General features: G+C 67.5%; 19 protein-coding genes. 13 read left to right on the forward strand and 6 right to left on the reverse strand.

Annotation, left to right across the window (positions count from 1 at the left end):
- Positions 1–28: 28 nt before the first annotated feature.
- The gene (gene ramB, locus LQD00_RS05480; protein ID WP_232716015.1) at positions 29–1,459 is read left to right on the forward strand and encodes an acetate metabolism transcriptional regulator RamB; all 1,431 of its coding nucleotides are present in this window, start codon (positions 29–31) and stop codon (positions 1,457–1,459) included.
- A 3-nt stretch (positions 1,460–1,462) separates the two neighbouring features.
- Here ramB and LQD00_RS05485 read toward each other — a convergent pair whose 3' ends face one another.
- A complete protein-coding gene (locus LQD00_RS05485) occupies positions 1,463–2,872 on the reverse strand; it encodes a lipase family protein (protein WP_232716089.1) in 1,410 nt (469 codons plus the stop codon).
- Positions 2,873–3,276: 404 nt separating this feature from the next.
- On the opposite strand from LQD00_RS05485, the gene LQD00_RS05490 reads away from it, so the two are divergent.
- The gene (locus LQD00_RS05490; protein WP_308195928.1) at positions 3,277–4,566 is read left to right on the forward strand and encodes a lipase family protein; all 1,290 of its coding nucleotides are present in this window, start codon (positions 3,277–3,279) and stop codon (positions 4,564–4,566) included.
- A gap of 31 nt (positions 4,567–4,597) precedes the next feature.
- Here the strand turns inward: LQD00_RS05490 and LQD00_RS05495 are convergent, their stop codons facing one another.
- A complete protein-coding gene (locus tag LQD00_RS05495; RefSeq protein ID WP_005200306.1) occupies positions 4,598–5,062 on the reverse strand; it encodes a MaoC family dehydratase in 465 nt (154 codons plus the stop codon).
- 25 nt (positions 5,063–5,087) lie between these two features.
- On the opposite strand from LQD00_RS05495, the gene LQD00_RS05500 reads away from it, so the two are divergent.
- The 8 genes from LQD00_RS05500 to LQD00_RS05535 all read left to right on the forward strand — a co-directional run bounded on the left by LQD00_RS05500 (position 5,088) and on the right by LQD00_RS05535 (position 10,359).
- Positions 5,088–5,624, forward strand: coding sequence for a carboxymuconolactone decarboxylase family protein (locus LQD00_RS05500; protein ID WP_232716016.1), 537 nt, complete (start codon positions 5,088–5,090; stop codon positions 5,622–5,624).
- Between the two features lie 13 nt (positions 5,625–5,637).
- Entirely contained in the window at positions 5,638–6,306 is a 669-nt protein-coding gene (locus LQD00_RS05505; RefSeq protein WP_232716017.1) for a class I SAM-dependent methyltransferase, read from the forward strand.
- 28 nt (positions 6,307–6,334) lie between these two features.
- Positions 6,335–7,153 (forward strand): class I SAM-dependent methyltransferase, encoded by an 819-nt coding sequence (locus LQD00_RS05510; RefSeq protein ID WP_232716018.1) that lies wholly within the window; start codon positions 6,335–6,337, stop codon positions 7,151–7,153.
- Entirely contained in the window at positions 7,150–7,494 is a 345-nt protein-coding gene (locus LQD00_RS05515) for a cupin domain-containing protein (RefSeq protein WP_232716019.1), read from the forward strand. Before LQD00_RS05510 ends, LQD00_RS05515 begins: the two co-directional genes overlap by 4 nt.
- A gap of 36 nt (positions 7,495–7,530) precedes the next feature.
- Positions 7,531–8,196, forward strand: coding sequence for an ArsR family transcriptional regulator (locus tag LQD00_RS05520; RefSeq protein WP_232716020.1), 666 nt, complete (start codon positions 7,531–7,533; stop codon positions 8,194–8,196).
- An 83-nt stretch (positions 8,197–8,279) separates the two neighbouring features.
- The gene (locus tag LQD00_RS05525) at positions 8,280–8,759 is read left to right on the forward strand and encodes a hypothetical protein (RefSeq protein WP_232716021.1); all 480 of its coding nucleotides are present in this window, start codon (positions 8,280–8,282) and stop codon (positions 8,757–8,759) included.
- 8 nt (positions 8,760–8,767) lie between these two features.
- Positions 8,768–9,487 carry an ABC transporter ATP-binding protein gene (locus tag LQD00_RS05530; RefSeq protein ID WP_232716022.1) on the forward strand — a complete coding sequence of 240 codons (720 nt, stop codon included), beginning with the start codon at positions 8,768–8,770 and terminating at the stop codon, positions 9,485–9,487.
- Entirely contained in the window at positions 9,484–10,359 is an 876-nt protein-coding gene (locus LQD00_RS05535) for an ABC transporter permease (RefSeq protein WP_232716023.1), read from the forward strand. Before LQD00_RS05530 ends, LQD00_RS05535 begins: the two co-directional genes overlap by 4 nt.
- On the opposite strand, the gene LQD00_RS05540 is transcribed toward LQD00_RS05535, so the two are convergent.
- From LQD00_RS05540 to lpdA, 3 genes are all read right to left on the reverse strand, one after another.
- A complete protein-coding gene (locus LQD00_RS05540) occupies positions 10,280–11,164 on the reverse strand; it encodes a DNA-3-methyladenine glycosylase family protein (protein ID WP_232716024.1) in 885 nt (294 codons plus the stop codon). The two genes, LQD00_RS05535 and LQD00_RS05540, sit on opposite strands and share 80 nt — an antisense overlap.
- Before the next feature lie 197 nt (positions 11,165–11,361).
- A complete protein-coding gene (locus LQD00_RS05545; protein ID WP_232716025.1) occupies positions 11,362–12,600 on the reverse strand; it encodes a metal-dependent hydrolase family protein in 1,239 nt (412 codons plus the stop codon).
- Between the two features lie 189 nt (positions 12,601–12,789).
- Complete coding sequence (lpdA, locus tag LQD00_RS05550) at positions 12,790–14,175, reverse strand: dihydrolipoyl dehydrogenase (protein WP_232716026.1); 1,386 nt, start codon at positions 14,173–14,175, stop codon at positions 12,790–12,792.
- Positions 14,176–14,295: 120 nt separating this feature from the next.
- Here lpdA and LQD00_RS05555 point away from each other — a divergent pair, with 120 nt between their 5' ends.
- Together LQD00_RS05555 and LQD00_RS05560 are read left to right on the forward strand one after the other, a co-directional pair.
- A complete protein-coding gene (locus LQD00_RS05555) occupies positions 14,296–14,889 on the forward strand; it encodes a TetR/AcrR family transcriptional regulator (RefSeq protein WP_232716027.1) in 594 nt (197 codons plus the stop codon).
- Positions 14,890–14,968: 79 nt separating this feature from the next.
- Entirely contained in the window at positions 14,969–16,249 is a 1,281-nt protein-coding gene (locus tag LQD00_RS05560) for an NADH:flavin oxidoreductase (protein WP_308195926.1), read from the forward strand.
- Between the two features lie 58 nt (positions 16,250–16,307).
- Here the strand turns inward: LQD00_RS05560 and LQD00_RS05565 are convergent, their stop codons facing one another.
- Positions 16,308–17,900, reverse strand: coding sequence for a serine hydrolase (locus tag LQD00_RS05565; RefSeq protein WP_232716091.1), 1,593 nt, complete (start codon positions 17,898–17,900; stop codon positions 16,308–16,310).
- A gap of 253 nt (positions 17,901–18,153) precedes the next feature.
- On the opposite strand from LQD00_RS05565, the gene LQD00_RS05570 reads away from it, so the two are divergent.
- On the forward strand, positions 18,154–20,211 hold the full coding sequence (locus tag LQD00_RS05570; RefSeq protein WP_232716029.1) for a prolyl oligopeptidase family serine peptidase: 2,058 nt from the start codon (positions 18,154–18,156) through the stop codon (positions 20,209–20,211).
- Positions 20,212–20,215: the final 4 nt, after the last annotated feature.

Consider the following 20,215-nt stretch of genomic DNA (forward strand, 5'->3'; position numbering starts at 1 on the left):
CTGGCATCACCTGTTCTGGAGGTGGCGAGTGAGCAGGACCTACGTCGGCTCCCGGCTGCGCCAGTTGCGCTCCGAGCGCGGGCTGTCGCAGGTGGCCCTCGCACAGACGCTGTCGATCTCCGCGTCGTACCTCAACCAGATCGAGCACGACGCCCGGCCGCTGACGCCCTCGGTGTTGCGCAAGATCACCGAGGCGTTCGGCGTCGACGCCGGGTTCTTCGACTCCCAGGACGACCTACGACTCGTCGCCGAACTGCGTGAGGTGCTGCTCGACGACGACATCGAGGCGGGCCCGGGCGCGCACGACGCCTCACAGATCAGCACCATGGTCGCGACCCATCCCGAGATCGCGCAGGCGATGGTCAACCTCCACCGGCGCTACCGGATCGCGACCGATCAGCTCGCCGCGGCCACCGACGAACGCGGCGACCGCAGCATGCGCGGCACGATCAGCGCGCCGCACGAAGAAGTGCGCGACTACTTCTATCAGCGCCGCAACTACATCCACGAGCTCGACATCGCCGCCGAGGAGATGACGAACCGGATGCGCATGCACTCGGCGGACATCCGCCGCGAGATCATGAACCGCATCGAGAACGTGCACGGCATCAGCATCGTGCGCCGCGTCGACCTCGGCGACTACACCCTGCACCGTCTGAACGCCGAGGAGCGCAGGCTCGAGTTCTCCGCCGCGCTCTCCGCGGGGCAGCGGACCTTCAAACTCGCCAGCGAGCTCTGCTACCTCGAATACCACGACCTGCTCGACGAACTCGTCGACCAGGGCAACTTCACCAGTGAGGACGCCCGATCGCTGGCGCTGCTCGGACTGGCGAACTACTTCGCGGCGGCGGTCGTCCTCCCCTACAGCCAGTTCCATGGCGCCGCTGAGGATTTCCGCTACGACATCGAGCGACTGTCCGCGTTCTACGCGGTGTCCTACGAGACGATCTGCCACCGGCTCTCGACTCTGCAACGCCCCAACCTGCGCGGCATCCCCTGGTCGTTCGTGCGCGTCGATCGTGCCGGGAACATGTCGAAACGGCAGTCCGCCACCGGTTTCCACTTCTCCTCCAGCGGCGGCACCTGTCCGCTGTGGAACGTCTACGAGACATTCGCCTCGCCGGGAAAGATCCTCACCCAGATCGCCGAGATGCCCGACGGCCGCAACTACTTCTGGGTCGCGCGGACCGTCGAACGACGGGCCGCGCGCTACGGACAACCCGGCAAGACCTTCGCCATCGGCATGGGATGCGAACTCCGCCATGCCGGCCGGGTGATCTACTCCGACGGCCTCGAGATCGGCCCGCAGGCGCATGTGACCCCGATCGGTGCGGGTTGCCGGGTCTGCGAGCGCACCAACTGTGCGCAGCGCGCGTTCCCGGCGCTGGGCGCCACGCTGCGCGTCAACGAGCACTCCTCCACGGTGTCGCCGTACATGGCGATCACCGAGAATCGTTGATGCTCAGCGACACTCGTTCGGGGCAGGGATTCCCTGGAGCCGACGGTCGAGCCAGGTGGCCACGTCGCCGAACGAGGTGAACACCGCGGTGATGTGCTCGGCCGGGTACTCCCGGTAGATCGCGGTCGCACCGAGCTTGCACTGTTCGGCGAACAGCGCCCGCGCCTGCGACGCGGGAATCCACCATTCGTAGGTTCCGTGGTAGATCAGCAGCGGCATGGTCGCCTTCATCCCCGACATCGAGGTGACGTCGAAGATGTGTTCGGCGACCGGCGAGTGGAACGGGTCCGGGTCGGCGGAGAGCAACTGGGTGGGCATGTGTGACACGCCCAGCTTGCCCATGTCACCCGTGCACAGATCGCGCAGGGGCGACGTCGCGAGCCAACGGGCGGCATGGTTGGACATCTCCAGGATCTCGGGACGCTCCCGGGCCACGCCCAGCATCGCGGAGTGGTAGACCCCGGAGGCCAGGTTGGCGTTCATCGCGCCGGCCAGGGCCCGGTAGTCCGCCGGCACGCCGCCGATGGCCGCGCCGACGATGCGTTCGGCCTGATCGGGTGCATACGACGAGGCGAGTCTCGACGCCGCGTTGGTTGCGACGGCGCCACCGGAGTACCCGTTCATGACGATCGGCCCCCGGCCGAACTCCTTCGGGTCCAGTTTGGCGGCGGCCCGGACGGAATCGAGGACGACATGGGCGCCCACATACGGTTCGGCGTAGGCCATCCGGGCGCCGGTGTGGTCGGGCACGATCACCGCGTATCCCCGGTCGAGTGCCAGCTGCGTCAACGGCGGGAAGAGGTCGGTGCTGTTGGTGTCGTCGTTGTAGCCGTGGGAGAACGTGTAGCCCGGCGTGCAGGTGGTTCCCAGTGCGACGATCGGCGTGTTGTTGACGACGACCGGTCGCGGTCCCGGCCCCTTCCACTGCTTGCGCGGGACGAACAGCGTCGCGGTGCCGAACAGCGGTCCGCCGGTGGCGTCGGTGGTGCGGAACTTGACCTGCCGGGCAGAACGAAGGGGCACCGTGACGAGGAAGCCGGCCACCGGCGTCACGTCCCGGGTCGCGATCAGGTCGCCGGGCTTGCGTCCGGCGAGGTCGGCGGGCCAGTGATCGAAGAACCGGTCACCGACCGGCGACGGCATGACGGCCTCGCGCAGTTCCTGCAGCTCGCGGGAACCGCCCTCGATCTTCGACCTCTGCGGGATGCGCTCGAGCTTCTTGATCGGGGGCGGCGGTACGACCTCGTCGATCTCGCCCGGGATGTTCGGCGGGATGGCGGTCAGGTTCGGGGGCTCGGCGCTCGCCACGGTGTCGGTTCCGACTCCCCCGAGACCGGACACCAGCACGGCCGCGGCGACGCCGACGATCACCGTCGCGCGCGTCAGGGGGCGCCACCTGCCCATCGAATGCATCGCCAACACCCCTGTCATGCGGGCGATTCCGGGTGAGCTCACCCCCAGTGGTCAGCCCGACTCGCTCCTCCGGTCCGGATTCCGTCATGCTAAACGGCCGCGCGGACATCGGCAGGACACACCCCGATCAATGCCGGAGAATCCGATCGCCCGAGCCAATCCGGATCACGGTTCGATCTCGAAGGAACGACCTTCGGGGCGCCCGACATCGACACCTGGTCGCTTGTCCTAGTGTCGTGAGGCGACGAGGCTTTCACACGCTGCGGAGGCACCCGATGGCGACAACCGCGAACGGTCGACGACACCGGACCGGTCGCCGGAAGCTGATCACTCCGATCGCCACCGGGCTCGTGGCCGCCTGGTGCGCGATGGCACCGGGCTCCGCCTCCGGTGAACCGCCGAACATGATGCCCGTCCCGCCACCGGTCGCCGAGGCCGTCGACGCGGCCGTGCCACCTCCGCCGATCCCGCGCCTGCGCGACATCCCGCCGCGGGCATGGGCAGCTGGATTCGACCACCGCACACTGGAGTTGCGGGAGGCGCTACTGCCCTCGCCCACCGGTGACCCGCTGTTCGACCGTTGGCCTGCGGACCTGTCGACGATGCGGCCGGGACAGGTCGTCGCGGTCCGCGACGTCAGGGCCACCGCGGGCCCGGTCGTCACCGTTCCCCTCCGGTCGGCCACCCTGATCAAGTTCGCCACCACCGATGCGACCGGCGCGCCGATCTTCGGCACCGCGACACTACTGATCCCGAATCGGCCCGCCCGCGGACCCCGACCCCTGCTGGTCAACAACCTCCCCATCGACTCGCTCGGCGCCGCCTGCACCCCCGGATACACGCTGGCGCACGGCTTCTCGATCGCGACGAACCCCACCGACCTGATCCCGCCGACCACCCAGCTCGCCCTGAACGACGGTCATGCAGTCCTCGTCCCCGACCATCAGGGGCCGCGGATGGCCTACGCCGAACCCGTGCTGGCCGGGCACGTCGTCCTCGACGCGATCCGCGCCGGCCTGGCAGTGAGTCCGGAAGGGTTGCAGCACAGTCGCATCGCCATGGCGGGTTACTCGGGCGGCGCGATAGCGACGCACGGGGCGTCGAAGCTGGTCGGCGACTACGCCCCCGAACTGTCGGGGCGGATCGTCGGCGCCGCGCTCGGCGGGGTTCCGGCGGACTTCCGCATGCTGGTCGGGAGCATGAACGCGAACCTCGCCACCGGGCTGTTCCACGCGGCGACCTTCGGCATCGCCCGCGAACGCACCGAGATCCTCGCGCTGGCCAATCGCCCTGCACGGTGGCTGGCCACCTCGCCGCTGAAGAACGTCTGCGTCATCCCCGAGGCACTGGGCGGCGGGACCTTCGTGCCGATGCAGCTGATGTCGAGCGACCCGGACCCGTTCCACTCGCCCGTCGCCGAACGCATCTATCGGCTCACCGCGATGGCGGACCGGAAATCGGTGGTGCCCTTGCTGATCTACCACGGCACCCACGAGTGGTGGATTCCCGCGGCGGGCGCACGCGCGCTCTACCGGCAGCAGTGCGGATACGGCGCCACCGTCGCCTACCGGGAGATCTTCGGCGAACACCTGACCGGCGCGCTCCTCGGTTTCCCGGTCGCGCTCGACTGGCTGAACAAGCGACTGGCCGGCCGCCCGGGACCGAACGAATGCGCGCGGCGCCCGGCCGGTTGAGGCCGAGCGCCGCGAGACGGTCAGGGGTGGATCAGTAGACGAGGACGCGCAGGTTCTCCGCGACGCATGCGGGCTTGGACTCCCCCTCGATCTCGACCGTGTTGGTCACGACCATGTTGACGCCCTTGGGGGTCTCCTCGATCGAGGTGATCACCGCGTTGGAACGGATACGCGCACCCACCTTCACCGGGTTCGGGAAGCGCAGCTTGTTCATGCCGTAGTTGAGGAAGAGCTTGGGGCCCTCGATGGTGAAGATCTGGCCGGCGAGCATCGGGAGCAGCGACACGGTGAGGTAGCCGTGCGCGATCGTGGTGCCGAACGGACCCGACTTGGCACGCTCGGGATCGGTGTGGATCCACTGGTGGTCACCGGTGGCGTCGGCGAATGCATCGATCCGCTCCTGCGTGATCTCCAGCCACTCGCCCGATCCGAGGTCTTCGCCGATCGCCGCCTTGAGCTCCTCGACACTTGTGAACGTCCGTGTGCTGTTAGTCATAGTGGCTGTAGTCTACCGTGGCCCCATGAGCGCACCGCGAGTCTCACCGGGTGGTCTCCGAGATCTCGGACCCTTCAATTTCGCCTTCGCGCGTGGGGCCGCGCGCGTCATCGGCGTCGACGACGCACACATCTTCTCCACGCTCGGCCGGGCGAAGGGACTGTTCCGCGGCTGGCTGCACTACAGCGGCCGGTTGATGCCCTTCGGAACGTTGCCGCGCAAGGACTCCGAGATGATCATCATCCGGGTCGCGCATCTACGCGGCTGCGAGTACGAGCTCGATCATCACCGACGACTGGGGCGCCGTGCGGGCATCGGTGACGCCGAGTTCGAGCGCATTCTCGAAGGTCCCGACGCCGGGTGGGGCGACCGCGAGCGGGCCATCCTCCGCGCGGTCGACGAACTGGTCGAGAGCAAAGACGTTTCCGACATCGCCTGGGCCGCACTGTCACGGCATCTCGACGATCGCCGGTTGATCGAGTTCACCTTGCTCGTCGGCCAATACGACAGCCTGGCCACGACGATCCACACGCTGCGCATCCAGCGCGATCACCACACCTGACGACGGATGAATGATGGAGTCGATCAGCCAGCGCCTGATGCGCAACGCCGCGTTCGCCGAGATCTACGAGAACCTCTGGCGGCCGACGTTCACGAGGCTGTTCAGTCTCGGCGGGCGTGCCACCGAGGACTACGACCGCGCGCTCCGCGCCTACCTGTCGCGCCCCGGTGACCGCCTCGTCCTCGACGTAGCCTGTGGCCCAGGCAATTACACGCGGCTCATCGCCGACGGCCTGACCGGCGACGGACGCTGCATCGGGATCGACTTCTCCGCCCCGATGCTCGCCCGTGCGGCCCGCACCAACGCCGTCGAGCGCGCCGCCTTCCTCCGCGCCGACGCCCACGCGATCCCGTTCGACGACAACACCTTCGACGTCGTCAGCTGCCTGGCCGCCCTGTACCTCATCCCCGACCCGCTCCCCGTCGTCGACGAGCTGGTGCGGGTCACCCGGCCGGGCGGTGAGATCGTCATCTTCACCTCCGTCGCGACCGAGGTGACATCACTGCCCGGCGTCCAGCGGGTCGTCGGACTGACCGGCTTCCGCATCTTCGACGAACACACGATCACCGACCGCCTGCGCGCTGCGGGCGCGGTGGACGTCGAGCAGACGATCACCGGCCACGGACAGTACGTCCTGGGCGTCAAACCGGGGCCCGTGAGCACTCCCGGGGATTTGCAGTAAAGTCCTCCTCGAAATAGGGAGGTTAGGTATGACTAACGAAACCACGTCCGGGGATCAGCTGCCGTTCGGCCAGCGCAAGACCGAGGACATGCCGGGCCACTGGCTCCTCGCCCGACTCGGCAAACGCGTACTGCGTCCGGGCGGACTCGAGCTCACCGAGAGCCTGCTCGACGACGCCCGCATCAGCGGCTCCGACGTCCTCGAGATCGCCCCCGGCCTGGGCAAGACGGCCACCGCGATCCTCGAGCGATCACCGAAGAGCTATGTCGGCGTAGACGACGATCCGGACGCCGTCGTCCTCACCAAGGGCGTCATCGGTGAACGCGGCCGGGTCGTCGCGGGTGACGCCTCGGCCACCGGACTCGACGACGCGAGCACCGACGTCGCCGTCGGCGAGGCGATGCTGACGATGCAGTCCGACCGCAACAAGGCCAAGATCGTCGAGGAGGCCTTCCGTGTGCTGCGTCCCGGCGGCCGGTACGCGATCCATGAGCTCGCGATCAATCCCGACACCCTTCCCGACGAGGAGAAGACCGAGATCCGCAAGTCGCTGGCGCGGTCGATCAAGGTCAACGCCCGTCCGCTGACCGAGGCCGAGTGGCGCAAGCTGCTGACCGACGCCGGCTTCGAGGTCACCACGGTCAAGTTCGCCAAGATGGCACTGCTCGAGCCACGTCGCATGATCGCCGACGAGGGACTCGTCGGGGCACTGAAGTTCGTCGGCAACGTGCTCCGCGACGGCGACGCACGCAAGCGCGTCCTCGCCATGCGGTCGACGTTCACCAAGTACAAGTCGCACATGGCCGCCATCGAGGTCATCGCCACCAAGCCGGAGGCCGCGAAGTGAGCGACTCGACCGTGATCACCGGCCTCGCCGAGAACACCGGCAAGGCGGGCGACCGTCCCGACATCTCCGTTCTCTCCCGCAACGACGGCGGCAACGTCATCCGCCTGTCGTTCCTCTCCGGTCAGACGATGCCCGACCATTGCGCCGGCCGTCCGATCCTGGTCATCGGCCAGACCGGCGAGATCGACTTCACCGTCGGGGAGACCACCACGCGCCTCGAGAGCGGCGTCGCGATCCACGTGAACGCAAACATCCCCCACGCGCTCGAAGCACGGACCGACGCGGTCGTCACACTGGTGGTGTTGGAGAATCCCACAGGAGAGCAACCCTCCGGGAGCTGATGCACGCGGGGCGCGTCGAGATCGAGAGGACCAGCCATGGCGACCAAGCAGCGCGACAAGATCATGGCCCTGCTGTCGGAATCGGTCGAACCGATGGTCGCCGGGGAGATCTCGACGCGCCTCGACCTGCACGTGACCACGGCCCGGTTCCACCTCGCCAAGCTGATCGAGGACGGGCGGGTCGAGACCACGACCGTTCCGACGCCGGGCGTCGGCCGTCCGCGCGTCGGCTATCAAGTGGTCCGCCGGCCACCCACCGACGCGCTGCTGGGCCATCTCCTGGGTCAGTTGGGCAGCACGCAGGCCACCCGTGAACATGCCGGCGCCGAGGCCGGCCGCCTGTGGGCCGAGGAGCATGCGCACCCGGTGTCGGCGGCCGATCTGCCCGATCCGGTGACCGTCGCCTCGGACATCCTCGGCACGTTGGGTTTCCAGGTCTCGAACATCATGAGCGCCTTCGGCTCTCACGAACTGCGGCTCTGCTCGTGCCCGCTGCAGGACATCGCCCGGACGCACCCCGAGGTCGCCCGCGGTGTCGCCCGCGGCGTCATCGAGCAGGCACTCGCCGCCAGCTCCCCCGCGCTCAGTTCGCAGTATGCCGTCACCGTCGCCCCGGACCCGGCAGGCGGCGACTGCGAGATCGTGCTGCGGCTGGCGCCGTTGCGGCGCACCGCAACCCACACCGAGTCTCCACTCAGGTGAGGCTTGCCTTAATTAATTTGAAGGATTAAGTTTCTCCAAAGGCGTTGGCGAACGACCATCGCCGAACAGGAGGGACCCTCGTCATGCATCTCATCCGCAGGATGACCATTACGCTGCTCGCGACGCTCGTGGCCGTCGTCGGGCTCGTCGCGGCCACCGGCGGTGCCTCGGCCGCCAAGACCTTCCCGCCGAACTTCAAGGTCACCACCGACCGCCCGACGCTCGCCGATCTCAACGACATCGTCGAGTTCCTCGTGGAGACCCCGGCGTCGGACCAGGCCAAGGCCGCCAATGTGGAGGGCGGTATGAACGCGGTGATCGTCCCCAAGACGGTGTACTCGCTCGGCCTCTTCCGCGCTCCCCGCGGCTGGAACGATGTGACCGGTCCGCTGGTCCAGAAGGGCAACAGCGTAACCGCCACGCTCAACAGCGGCTCGGCCGGACGTCCCACGATCCGCATGACCATCGAGTTCAAGAAGCTCGACGGCAACTGGAAGCTCGCGGCCAGTTCGCTGTGCCAGGGCGTCAAGACCGTCGGCCTGAACATCTACTGCAACTCCTAGTAGTAGACGTGCTCGACATCAGCGGCCTGTCCGTCCGAATGGGCGGGCAGGCCGTTCTCGACGACATCACCACCCGCGTCGACGACGGTGAGCTGGTCTATCTGCTCGGACGCAACGGCACCGGCAAGACGACGCTGCTACGGACCATCTGCGGTGTCATACGTCCTGCGGCGGGCCGAATCCTGATCGACGGCAAGCGATTCAGCGAACTCGATGCGCCACCCACGGTGATCGGTATGCACCTGGGCACCGACGCCGCACACCCCGGCCACAGCGCGCGGCGCCACCTGACCTGGCTGGCCCGGGCCGGCGGCATCCCGACCGGCCGGGTCGCCGAGGTCCTCGATCTCGTCGGACTCACCGACGTGGCCGGCCGCCGCGTCGTCGACTACTCCCTCGGCATGCGTCAGCGGCTCGGGATCGCCGCCGCCCTCCTGGGCGATGCGCGCACCCTCGTCCTCGACGAGCCGGTCAACGGCCTCGACATCGACGGCATCCGTTGGCTACGAGGACTTCTCCGAGATCTCGCCGACGACGGCCGGCGTCTCCTCATCGCCTCGCACCACCTCGACGAGGTGGCCCGCACCGCCGACCGCGTCGTCGTGCTGAACTCCGGCCGTATCGCCGCCGACGCGCCGCTGGCCGAATTCGTCGGTGGACACGCCGATCTCGAGGAGGCCTATCTCGCCGCAGTCGATGGGCAGACCCCCGCAGGAGTCACCGCATGACCGCCACCCTCACGGCTGTCGCCGGACAGATCGGACGCGGCACACGCGCCGAACTCACCCGCGTCGGCGGTGCACGCAGCATTCTGCTCTATGGATTGATCCCGGGTGCGGTCCTGCTGCCCCTCGTCATCACCCTCGGTGTGGCCACCGTCGCCGAACGGTTCGCGTCGATCTCGGGAAGTATCCAGGTAACCTCGGTCACCACGACCAACTCGGTCTACTGGGTCATCACGTTCACCGTGATGATCTGGGCCGTCGTCGCGGCCTACGCCCAGGCGACCGCCGAGCGCGGCCCGCTGGGGGAACTCGCCCGCCACCTCTACCCGCACCGCTGGACCGGCCTGGTGTCCCGGTGGATCGCCTACGGCGTGGGTGCCGCGTTGTGCAGCGCCGCCCTGGTCGCGCTGGTGATGGCGGTCCTGCCGACCTTCTTCCCGAAGGTGTACAGCGGCGTCGACATCGGTTCGCCCGAGGGCGTCCGGTTCCTGATCGCGGTGCCGGTCTTCGCGGTGTTCACCGTCGGGATCGGCATCGGACTCGCGGCGATCATCGGACATCCGGCGGGAACCGTTGTGGCACTGCTCGGTTGGACGTATGTGATCGAGAACGCGATCAGCCTGGTGCCTGACGGTTACACGCTGCAGCAGTACATGCCCTTCCTCAACGGAACCTTCGGCACCGGACAGGAACTCGCCTTCATGCCCCCGTGGGGGCCCACCGGCGGGCTGCTCTACTGCGGCGCGATCGCGCTGGCCCTCTTCACACTCGGCTGTCTCGCACTGACGTTCCGGGTCAGAAGGACCGGTAGTCGCGCACCGTCATCCGCGGTCCGCGCCGTTCTCGCCGGACGCCGTGCAGCTCGACCATCCTGATGATCCGGCGCCGTTGCCCGGCATAGGGTTCCAGTAGTTCGAGCATGCCCGCGTCGTCGACCGGTTCGCCGATGAGGGTCAGGCCCACCAGCGTGGGGATGTGATAGTCGCCGACCGACACCGCATCGGTGTCGCCGACGGCCCGGGCCCGTGTCTCCGCCTCGGTCCACCGCCCCACTCCCCGAAGGAGCCGGAGACGGTCGTGATGACGTTCGACGTCCATCGCGGTCGCCCCGCGGATCGTGCGCATCCGCACCGGTTCGATGCCGCTGCGATGCCATTCCCACGAGGGGATGTCCGCCCAAGCGGCACGCGGCGGCGGAACACGCATCGTGCCGGGCACCGGGCCCGGCGCAGGCTCGCCGAAGCGTCGCACCAGGTAGCGCCACGCGCGGAAGGCCTCCGCCCCGACCACCTTCTGCTCGAGGATCGCCGGCACCAGCGCCTCCCACACCCGGTCGGTGCGACCGATGCGCAGGCCCACCGACCGGCGGACGAGGCCGGCGACCACGTCGTCGTGCACCGCCATCGCCGCCGGCTCGTCGGAGGCGCCGAGGAAGTCCGGCAACTGCTCGAGCAACCAGTCGCCGCCGGGTCCCCAGGCGCGCCCCAGCACGCGCGAACCGTCGATGCGCAGGGTGACGGTGCCCGGCCCGTCGGGGGTCTGCACAGCGCGCCAGATCGACCCGTCGTTGCCGTAGACGAACGTGGGGTCACCGGCACCCCGCCGGAGATGGCCGACCGTGCCCCGGACGTCGAGCTGCCACGGCAACTCCCATTCCCGGACCCGTTCGTCGGCGCTCACCGTTCCGAGCGTAGCCCGCTCGACGGTGTTCGTTTCCCGTCGAATTCGCCAAGAATGGCCGGAACAAAGGGCCGAACCCATTCGCAGGGACATTCCGATCGCCGACGAACAAAGGGGAACAGGTGTTTATCGGATACGGAAAGAGCCGGTGACCAACAGGTCACCGACTCTTGCCGAGGTGTCAGGCAACGCCTGGATCAGAGTGCGTATCCGCCGCGGTTGGAGGCGGTCTTGCCCTCCTTGAGGACCAGCAGGATGTTGTCGTGGTCGGTCAGCGAATCGATGTCGGCGAGCGGATCGCCCTTGACGACGACGACGTCGGCGAGCTTGCCGGCCTCGAGGGTGCCCAGCTTGTCGGCCACGTCGCAGAGCTCGGCGGAGGTCTTGGTGCCGGCGACGATCGCCTGCATCGGGGTCATGCCGCCGAACTTGACCAGGCAGCCGAGCTCGCCGAGGGTGGCGCCGTGGTCGGGAACCAGACCGGCGTCGGTGCCGACGGCGACCTTGATACCGGCCTCGATCGACGCCGCGATGGACTCGTGGGCCAGCTTGTGCCACTTCTCGGACTTGGCGACCGCCTGCGGCGTCGCGGTGTCCGGCTTCAGGGTCTCGATCAGGGTGGGGACCAGGAACTGGCCGCGTTCGACCATCTCCGTACGGAGTTCGTCGGTGAGCGCATATCCGTGCTCGATGGAGTGCGCGCCGCCCTGGACGGCGGCCTGGATGCCGAGGAAACCGATCGCGTGCGCGGCGACCTTGCGTCCGCCGTAGTTATTGGCCTCCTCGACCAGCGCGGCGACGATCTCGGTGCGGGCGCCCAGCCAGTCCGGGTCGTCGCTGGGCGACGAGACACCGCCGCTGGAGGCGACCTTGATGACGTCGACGCCGCTGCGGAGCAGCTCGCGGACCGCCTTGCGCGCCTCGTCGACGGTGTCGACCAGTTCGCCGCCGATCAGGCCGGTTCCGCTGAGGCCCGACGGGATGTGGAAGTCGGCGTGTCCACCGGTCTGGCTGAGCATCTTGTCGGCGACCAGCAGGCGCGGGCCGGCGACCAGACCGTGGGCGACGGCGTCGCGGACGCCCACGTCGACGCCCATGAGGTCACGGACGGTGGTGACACCGGCTTCGATAGTGGTCTTGAGCCGGTCGACGAGCTCGAAGAAGCGGTAGGAGGGCGGCACCATCGCGGCCATGATCGGCGAGCCCTTGGTTCCGGGCAGCGAGAGGTGCACGTGGCAGTCGAAGAATCCGGGGGTCACGGTGTTGCCACCGACATCCACCTTCACGGGCTTCGTCGACTCGTCGACCTGCGGGGCGCCGTCGGCTGCTCCCGCGTAGGTGATCTTGCCGTCGTCGATCACGACGACAGCGTCGGCGATCGGATCGGCACCCGTCCCGTCGATCAGGCGAGCATTGTGAAGGATGGTTGTCGTCATAGCCTTTGTTTATACCGTGTATTCATTGTTTTTCCGGCATTCGACAGCGAACGTCACAGCAGGTCGCGAGGTCGTGCGCAGATTTGCGCCTCGGAAATGGCACGAAATTGTCATGCTCCGGAGGGGCACAAAGAAAATGAGGGATTCGTACCGAATTACGGTACGAATCCCTCACTTCGAGAACAGGGCCTACAGGTTGATCATGTGCCCGATCGCGCCATGGAACGTTTCCTGCAGTGCCTCCGACATCGTCGGGTGGGTGTGCACGTTGCGGGCAAGTTCCTTGGCGGTCAGGTCCCACTTGTGGGCCAGGGTCATCTCCGGGAGCATCTCGGAGACGTTGTCACCCACCAGGTGTCCGCCGAGCAGTTCGTCGGTGTCGGCGTTGGTGACCAGTTTGGCGAAGCCGGCGGTCTCGCCGAGGCCCTGCGCCTTGCCGTTGGCGCTGAACGGGAACGTGGTGGCCTTCACGTTGTAGCCCTCGTCCTTGGCCTGCGCCTCGGTGAGGCCGAACGAGGCGACCTGCGGCTGGCAGAAGGTGGCGCGCGGCATGAAGCGGTAGTCGCCCAGCGTCATGGTCTCCTCGCCCGCGATGGTCTCCGCAGCGACGACACCCTGAGCCTCGGCGACGTGCGCCAGCTGCAGCTTGGCGGTCACGTCACCGATGGCGTAAATGCCCTCGACGTTGGTCCGCATATAGTCGTCGATAGCGATGGCGCCGCGGTCGGTGAGCTCGACACCGGTCTTCTCCAGACCGAAGCCCTCGACGCGCGGGGCGAAGCCCACGGACATGAGGACCTTGTCGACGGTCAGCTCGCCTTCCTTGTCCTTGGCGTCCTTGTAGGTGACCGTGACGCTGTCGCCGTTGTCGGTGACCGACTGGACCCTCGTGGAGGTCAGCAGCTTGACGCCGAGCTTCTTGTATTCCTTGGCGACGGCCTTGGACGAGTCGGCGTCCTCGTTGGGCAGGACACGGTCGAGGAACTCGACGATGGTGACGTCGACGCCGTAGTTGGCGAGCACGTAGCCGAACTCCATGCCGATGGCGCCCGCGCCGACGATCACGATGGACTCGGGCAGCTCACGGGTGAGAATCTGGGTCTCGTAGGTGACCACGTTCTCCGACAGTTCGACGCCCGGGAGCAACTTCACGGTCGAGCCGGTGTCGATGATGACGTTGTCGAAGGTGATCTCGCGGTCGCCGACCTTGATGGTCTTGGCGTCGGTGAACACGCCGTAGCCGTCGATCTCGGTGATCTTGTTCTTCTTCATCAGGTAGTGGACGCCCTTGACGATGCCGTCCGACACCTTGCGGCTGCGGTCGAACGCCGCGCCGAAGTCGAAGGACACGTCACCACTCATGCCGAAGGTCTTGGCCTGGTGGTTGAAGATGTGCGCGAGTTCCGCGTTCCGCAGCAACGCCTTGGACGGGATACATCCGACGTTGAGACACACACCGCCCCAGTACTTCTCCTCGATGACGGCGGTTTTCATGCCCAGTTGAGCCGACCGGATCGCGGCTACGTACCCACCTGGACCTGCACCCAATACAACTGTTTGAAAGTGTTCAGCCACGACAGCCACCCTACGTCTCCTCTGTTGATCGCCGCAGTCCGTCCCACTACTCTTCGGTAACTTCCCGACGGATTCAATCACTGTTTGAAACGCTGTTTGATCTGTGGTTTCATCCCACCTGTGACCCAGACCACCGACTCGACGCCGTCCGGGGCCGGGTCGACCGGCACCCGAGAGGCCCTGCTCGCCGTCGCGGAGCGCCTCTTCCTGGCCGACGGCTACGACAAGGTGTCCGTCCGCGCGATCTGCGCCGCCGCCGACGCCAACCCCGCCGCCGTGCACTATCACTTCGGGACCAAGGACGACCTGACCATCGCGCTGCTGGAATCACGACTGGCTCCGTGCTGGTCCGATGCCATGTCCTCGATCGATCCCGGGACCGATTCGGTGCGGCACATCGTGGACGTGCTGCTCGCCCCCTTCGTCGAACTCCAGACCGATCCGACCGGCCACCTGCACCTACGCCTGCTGTCGCGGTTCGTGCTCAGCCATCCGAACGTCAATTGGACCGCCCGGTGGTTCGGACTCGACCCGTTCGCCGACATCCTGCTCGACGCCATTCCCGGACTGCCCGCCCGCGCGGCACGCCGCCGCTGGGCACTCGCCTTCCAGGTGATCCTCCTGCGCTTCGGCAGCACCGAGCCGCTCGACGCCCAGGCCGTCGACGCCCTCGCGGGGTTCGTCACCGCGGGATTGTCGGCACCGCCTTCGTGACAACCCTCCGCAAGCTCCGGGCTCCCTCAGGGAGCAGCAACATCCCGTCCGAGAAACACAACGAATGAGAGGAACCGACGTGGACAGCCCCGACGCCGGACCGTTCAGCCCGGCCAAGCTCGGCCCGCTCACCCTGCGGAACCGACTGATCAAGTGCGCCACCTTCGAGGGCATGACGCCCGACGCGCTCGTCACCGACGAACTCGTCGAGTTCCACCGCGAGGTCGCAGCCGGTGGCGTCGCGATGAGCACGGTCGCCTACTGCGCGGTCTCGCCGGAGGGTCGCACCGACCGCCACCAGATCTGGATGCGTCCCGAGGCGATGCCCGGTCTGCGCAAGCTGACCGACGCCATCCACTCCGAGGGCGCACTAGCCGCCGCACAGCTCGGCCACGCCGGCGCGGTTGCGAACTCGGTGTCGAACCGTGCGAAGGCCTGGGGGCCCGGCCGCATCCCCGCGCCGATGGGGATGTCGTTGACCCACAAGGCGAGTGTCTCCGACATCGCCGAGCTGCGGGTGAAGTTCCGGCAGGCTGCCCGCATCGCCGTCGACTCCGGCTTCGACGGACTCGAGATCCATTGCGGGCACAACTATCTCATCTCCAGCTTCCTGTCTCCCCTGCTCAACCACCGCCGCGACGGTTACGGCGGCAGCCTGGTCAACCGCGCGCGCATGGCCCGCGAGGTCGTCGAGAGCGTGCGCGAGGAGGTCGGCGACGAGGCCGCGATCTGGGTGAAGCTCAACACCTACGACGGCGTCGGCAAGCCCGACATCGAACGGTCGCCGGAGGCGCGTGCGAAGGGCCGCGCCAAGCTGAGCAGCTTCAACGTCGACGAGGCCTGCCAGGTGGCGCAGCTGCTGGAGTCCGACGGCCATCTCGACGCCATCGAGCCCACCGCGGGCAGCTCGCTGCTCAACCCGATGTACCTGTTCCACGGGGATGCCCCGCGCAAGGAGTTCGCCGCCGCCTTCTCCGGTCCGATGAAGTACGGGCTCAAGGCTTTCGCACCGATCTTCCTCAAGCGCTACCAGTACCACGACGGCTATCTGCTGCCGCTCGCGCGCGAACTGCGGAAGGCCGTCGACCTCCCGATGATCCTGCTCGGCGGCGTCACCGACCGGGCGTCGATGGACACCGCGATGGCCGAGGGCTTCGAGTTCATGGCGATGGGCCGCGCGATCCTGCGGGAGCCGGATCTGCCGCTGCGGATCGCCGCGGACCCGACGACGACGTCGAAGTGCGTGCACTGCAACCTCTGCATGCCGACGATCTACTCGCACACGCGCTGCCCGATCCGCACCGGCGAGGTGCCCGATCCGCTGGCGGTCTCACCGACGGTGAGCGGTTCGGCGAGCTGACGCCCGCGGTAGCTGTCGCGTGTCGTGGCGCTCACCGCCCCGATACGCGACAGCTGCCTCAGCTGCGTAGGAAGACCCCGTCGCTCTCTTCGTCGTCGTAGTACTCGATCGTCATCTTCGGACCGTCGAAGGTGACCTTCGAGACGGTGCCGATCTGGGCGTTCTCGTTGTGCAGCGGGAACGTGAAGGTGTTGGCATCCCAGTGCGTCAGTTCATGTTTGCGGACGCCGCCGGGGCCCATCTCGAGGACGAGCTTGCCGTCGCGCTCGACGATCTCGGCCGGCCCGTACACGGTGTTGGCGTAGGTGCCCACGAAGGTCGGCAGCGGCTGAGGCGGAGCCGCATTCGCCGGCGCCTGTTTGCCGACGAGTTCGCCGTTGGGCTGACTCATCTCGGCGTAGGCCTTGCCGTAGAGCTCGCGCCAGTCACTGCGGATCTCGCCGTACTGCACCAGATCCATGAACTCCGCCGCCAGCGCATCGGCCGCACCGATCGGGGCGGCGTTGGTGAGCACGATGATCGCGGTGTCCGCCGACGGCAGGATGGAGAAGGCAGTGCCGGCGCCCGACGCGAACGCGCCGGCGTGGCTGAACTGGGTACGCGCGTCGGTGGTCACGCCGACGTTGAACCCGTAACCGTAGAAACCGGCGCGAGCGTTCGGGTTCGCCGGCGGGTTCGACACGATCTGCGGCGAGGTCGCAGGCAGCAGCGCGTCCGGGGCGACGATCTCCGCGCCTTCGTGCTTGCCCTGCGCCAGAACCATCTTCAGCCAGGTGGCCATGTCGTTGACCGTCGAACTGACACCGCCGGCCGGCGTCTGCGCGTCGGGATCACGGGGGATGTCGGTCTTGGCCCACTTCCCGTCGATCTTGATGTGCCCGACGGCCCGGTCGGCCCGCTTCTCGAAGTCGGCGAAGCGGGAACTGGTGCTGGTCATGCCCAGCGGCCCGTAGATGAGGTCCTGCGACAGCGTCGGCCAGTCCTTGCCCGCCTTCGCGGCGACCGCCTCACCGCCGGTCGTCACACCGAAGTTGGTGTACGCGTAGCTGATCCGGAACGGGTCGAGGGGCATGAACCGGAGCCGCTGGAGGATCTCGGTCCGCGAATAACCCATGTCCTCGAGTTTGTCGCCGGCGTGATCGGGCAGACCGGATCGGTGCGAGTACATGTCCGCGACGGTCACCGTGCGGGTGACGTACGGGTCGGACAGCGCGAACCAGGGCAGCCCCTCGACGATCGGCATGTCCCAGGCGACGGCCTTGTCGGTCACCGCGGCACCGACCACCGTGGACCCGACCGACTTCGACACGGACGCCAGCTGGAACACCGTGTTGGGGTCGACCTTCTGACCAGTGGTCAGATCCTTGACCCCGAACCCCTTCGCGTACTTGGTCTCTCCGCCCGACACCACGGCCACCGCCATACCGGGCAGCCCCGTCGACGACATCAACGACCCGACGAGTCCGTCGAGTTGTCCGACGGCCTTGTCCACCGAACCCTCGGGCAACGGCACCGCGTCCACGGCATTGGGGTTCACCAGCGCCGACGCCCCGGACGGTTCGGTCGGCGGGTTGCCGGTACCCGACGAGGCGGTGTCGCAGGCCGCGACGAGGGCGACGACCGAGAGGGCCGAGCAGGCCGCGAGTGACACGCGCCCCCATCTCGGACCGTGGTGTCGTGGGCGTCGTCCTGCGGTGGAGCCGGCGGAGCGTCGGACAGGGACCGAATCGAAAGTGGGCATGCGGATCTCCTCATCCTCGCGGGAGAAAGATACCGCGAAGGACGCCCTGACATGGACGTTCCGTGGTTCACCGGCACGATTTCGGCCAGGACGGGCACAGACGTGACGTGAGCGGGGCCTGCATCCTCGGTGACCGGCAGCCGTCCCGCGTAAGTTGGACGCCATGACCGAGCAGGCCGACGGCATCTCCACCAGCACCGACACCGACGATCCGTTCCTCTGGCTCGAGGACGTCACCGGCGACGATGCGCTGGCCTGGGTACGCTCCCACAACGAACCGACCGTCGAGACGCTGTCGTCGGACCGCTTCCGCGACATGGAGGCATCAGCTCTGGCGATCCTCGACACCGACGACCGGATCCCGTTCGTCCGACGCCGCGGCGGGTTCCTCTACAACTTCTGGCGCGATGCGGCCAATCCCCGCGGGCTCTGGCGGCGGACGACGCTGGAGTCCTACGTGACCGATACACCCGATTGGGAGATCATCCTCGACGTCGACGAACTCGCGCGCACCGAGGACGAGAACTGGGTGTGGTCGGGGGCCACGGTGCTCCGTCCCGAGTACGAACGAGCGCTGGTCTCGCTGTCCCGGGGCGGCGCCGACGCGAGTGTGATCCGCGAGTTCGACATCCCGACACGGCAGTGGATCACCGACGGTTTCACGCTGCCGGAGAACAAGTCGAGCGTGCGCTGGATCGACCGCGACACCGTCTATGTCGGAACCGATTTCGGCGAACAACCGGACGGTGTCGGATCGTTGACCGACTCCGGTTACCCCCGCGTGGTGAAACGCTGGTCGAGGGGCACCCCGCTGGAGGCCGCGACCACCGTCTTCGCCGGTGAGAAGAGCGATGTCTCGGTGCACGCGATCTACGACGACACCCCCGGGTTCGAGCGACACTTCATCTCGCGCTCGACGGATTTCTTCAACTCGCTGATGTACGAATTGCGCGACGGCGAACCGGAACTCGTCGACGTCCCGACCGATGCCCATGCGGGTGTGCGGATGAATTGGCTGCTGGTGATGACGCGGTCGGAGTGGACGGTCGGCGGCACGACCCACGAACCGGGCACCCTGCTGGCCTTCGACTACGACGACTACCGCGCCGGCGGCCGCGATGCGACCGTGCTGTTCACCCCGGACGCCCACACGAGCCTCGTCGACTATGCCTACACGCGTTCGCAACTGATCATCGTGACGCTGCACGACGTGCACACCAGGGTCGAGGTGCGCGAGCTGGGCAGTTGGGACGTCATCGACTTCCCCGGCCTCCCCGACCTCGCCACCGTGTCGGTGCTGGACACCGACCCGGACGAGAGCGACGAGGTGTTCTGGATGGCCACCTCGTTCACCGACCCGCCGAGCCTGCTGCACAGCAACGGCTCCACGCCGCAGGTCATCAAGCGGAGCCCGACGTACTTCGACTCCGAATCGGTCGTCGCCGAGCAGCATTTCGCGACCTCGGACGACGGGACGCAGATCCCCTATTTCGTGATCCGCCGTCGGGACGTGACCAGCGGCCCCACCCTGCTCTACGGCTACGGCGGGTTCGAGAACTCGCTGACCCCCGGTTACCTGTCGTTGTCGGGCAAGAACTGGATCGAACGCGGCGGCATCTACGTCATCGCCAACATCCGCGGCGGCGGAGAGTACGGTCCGTCGTGGCACACCCAGGCGCAGAAGGCCGGACGCCACAAGGTGTACGAGGACTTCGCCGCCGTGGCCCGTGCCCTCGTCGATGCCGGACTCACCACCCCGGAACAGTTGGGCGCACAAGGCGGTTCGAACGGCGGCCTCCTCATGGGTGTCATGCTCACCCGCTACCCGGAGTTGTTCGGCGCGTTGGTGTGTCAGGTCCCGCTGATCGACATGAAGCGCTATCACCTGCTCCTCGCCGGCGCGTCGTGGGTGGCCGAGTACGGCGACCCCGACGATCCCGAACAGTGGGAGTTCATGAAGCCGTTCTCGCCGTACCAGAACATCGAACCGGACGCCGCATACCCGCCGATCCTGGTCACCACCTCCACCCGCGACGACCGCGTCCATCCCGGCCACGCCCGCAAACTCGTTGCGCGGCTGGAGGAAACGGGCCACGACGTCCTCTATTACGAGAACATCGAGGGTGGTCACGGCGGTGCCGCGGACAACAAGCAGGCCGCGTTCAAGTCCGCGCTCGCATTCGAGTTCCTGTGGCGGACGCTCGCTCCCGAGACGGATTGAGGAC

It is taken from the genome of Gordonia metallireducens, assembly GCF_021245825.1.
GTDB lineage: Bacteria > Actinomycetota > Actinomycetes > Mycobacteriales > Mycobacteriaceae > Gordonia > Gordonia namibiensis.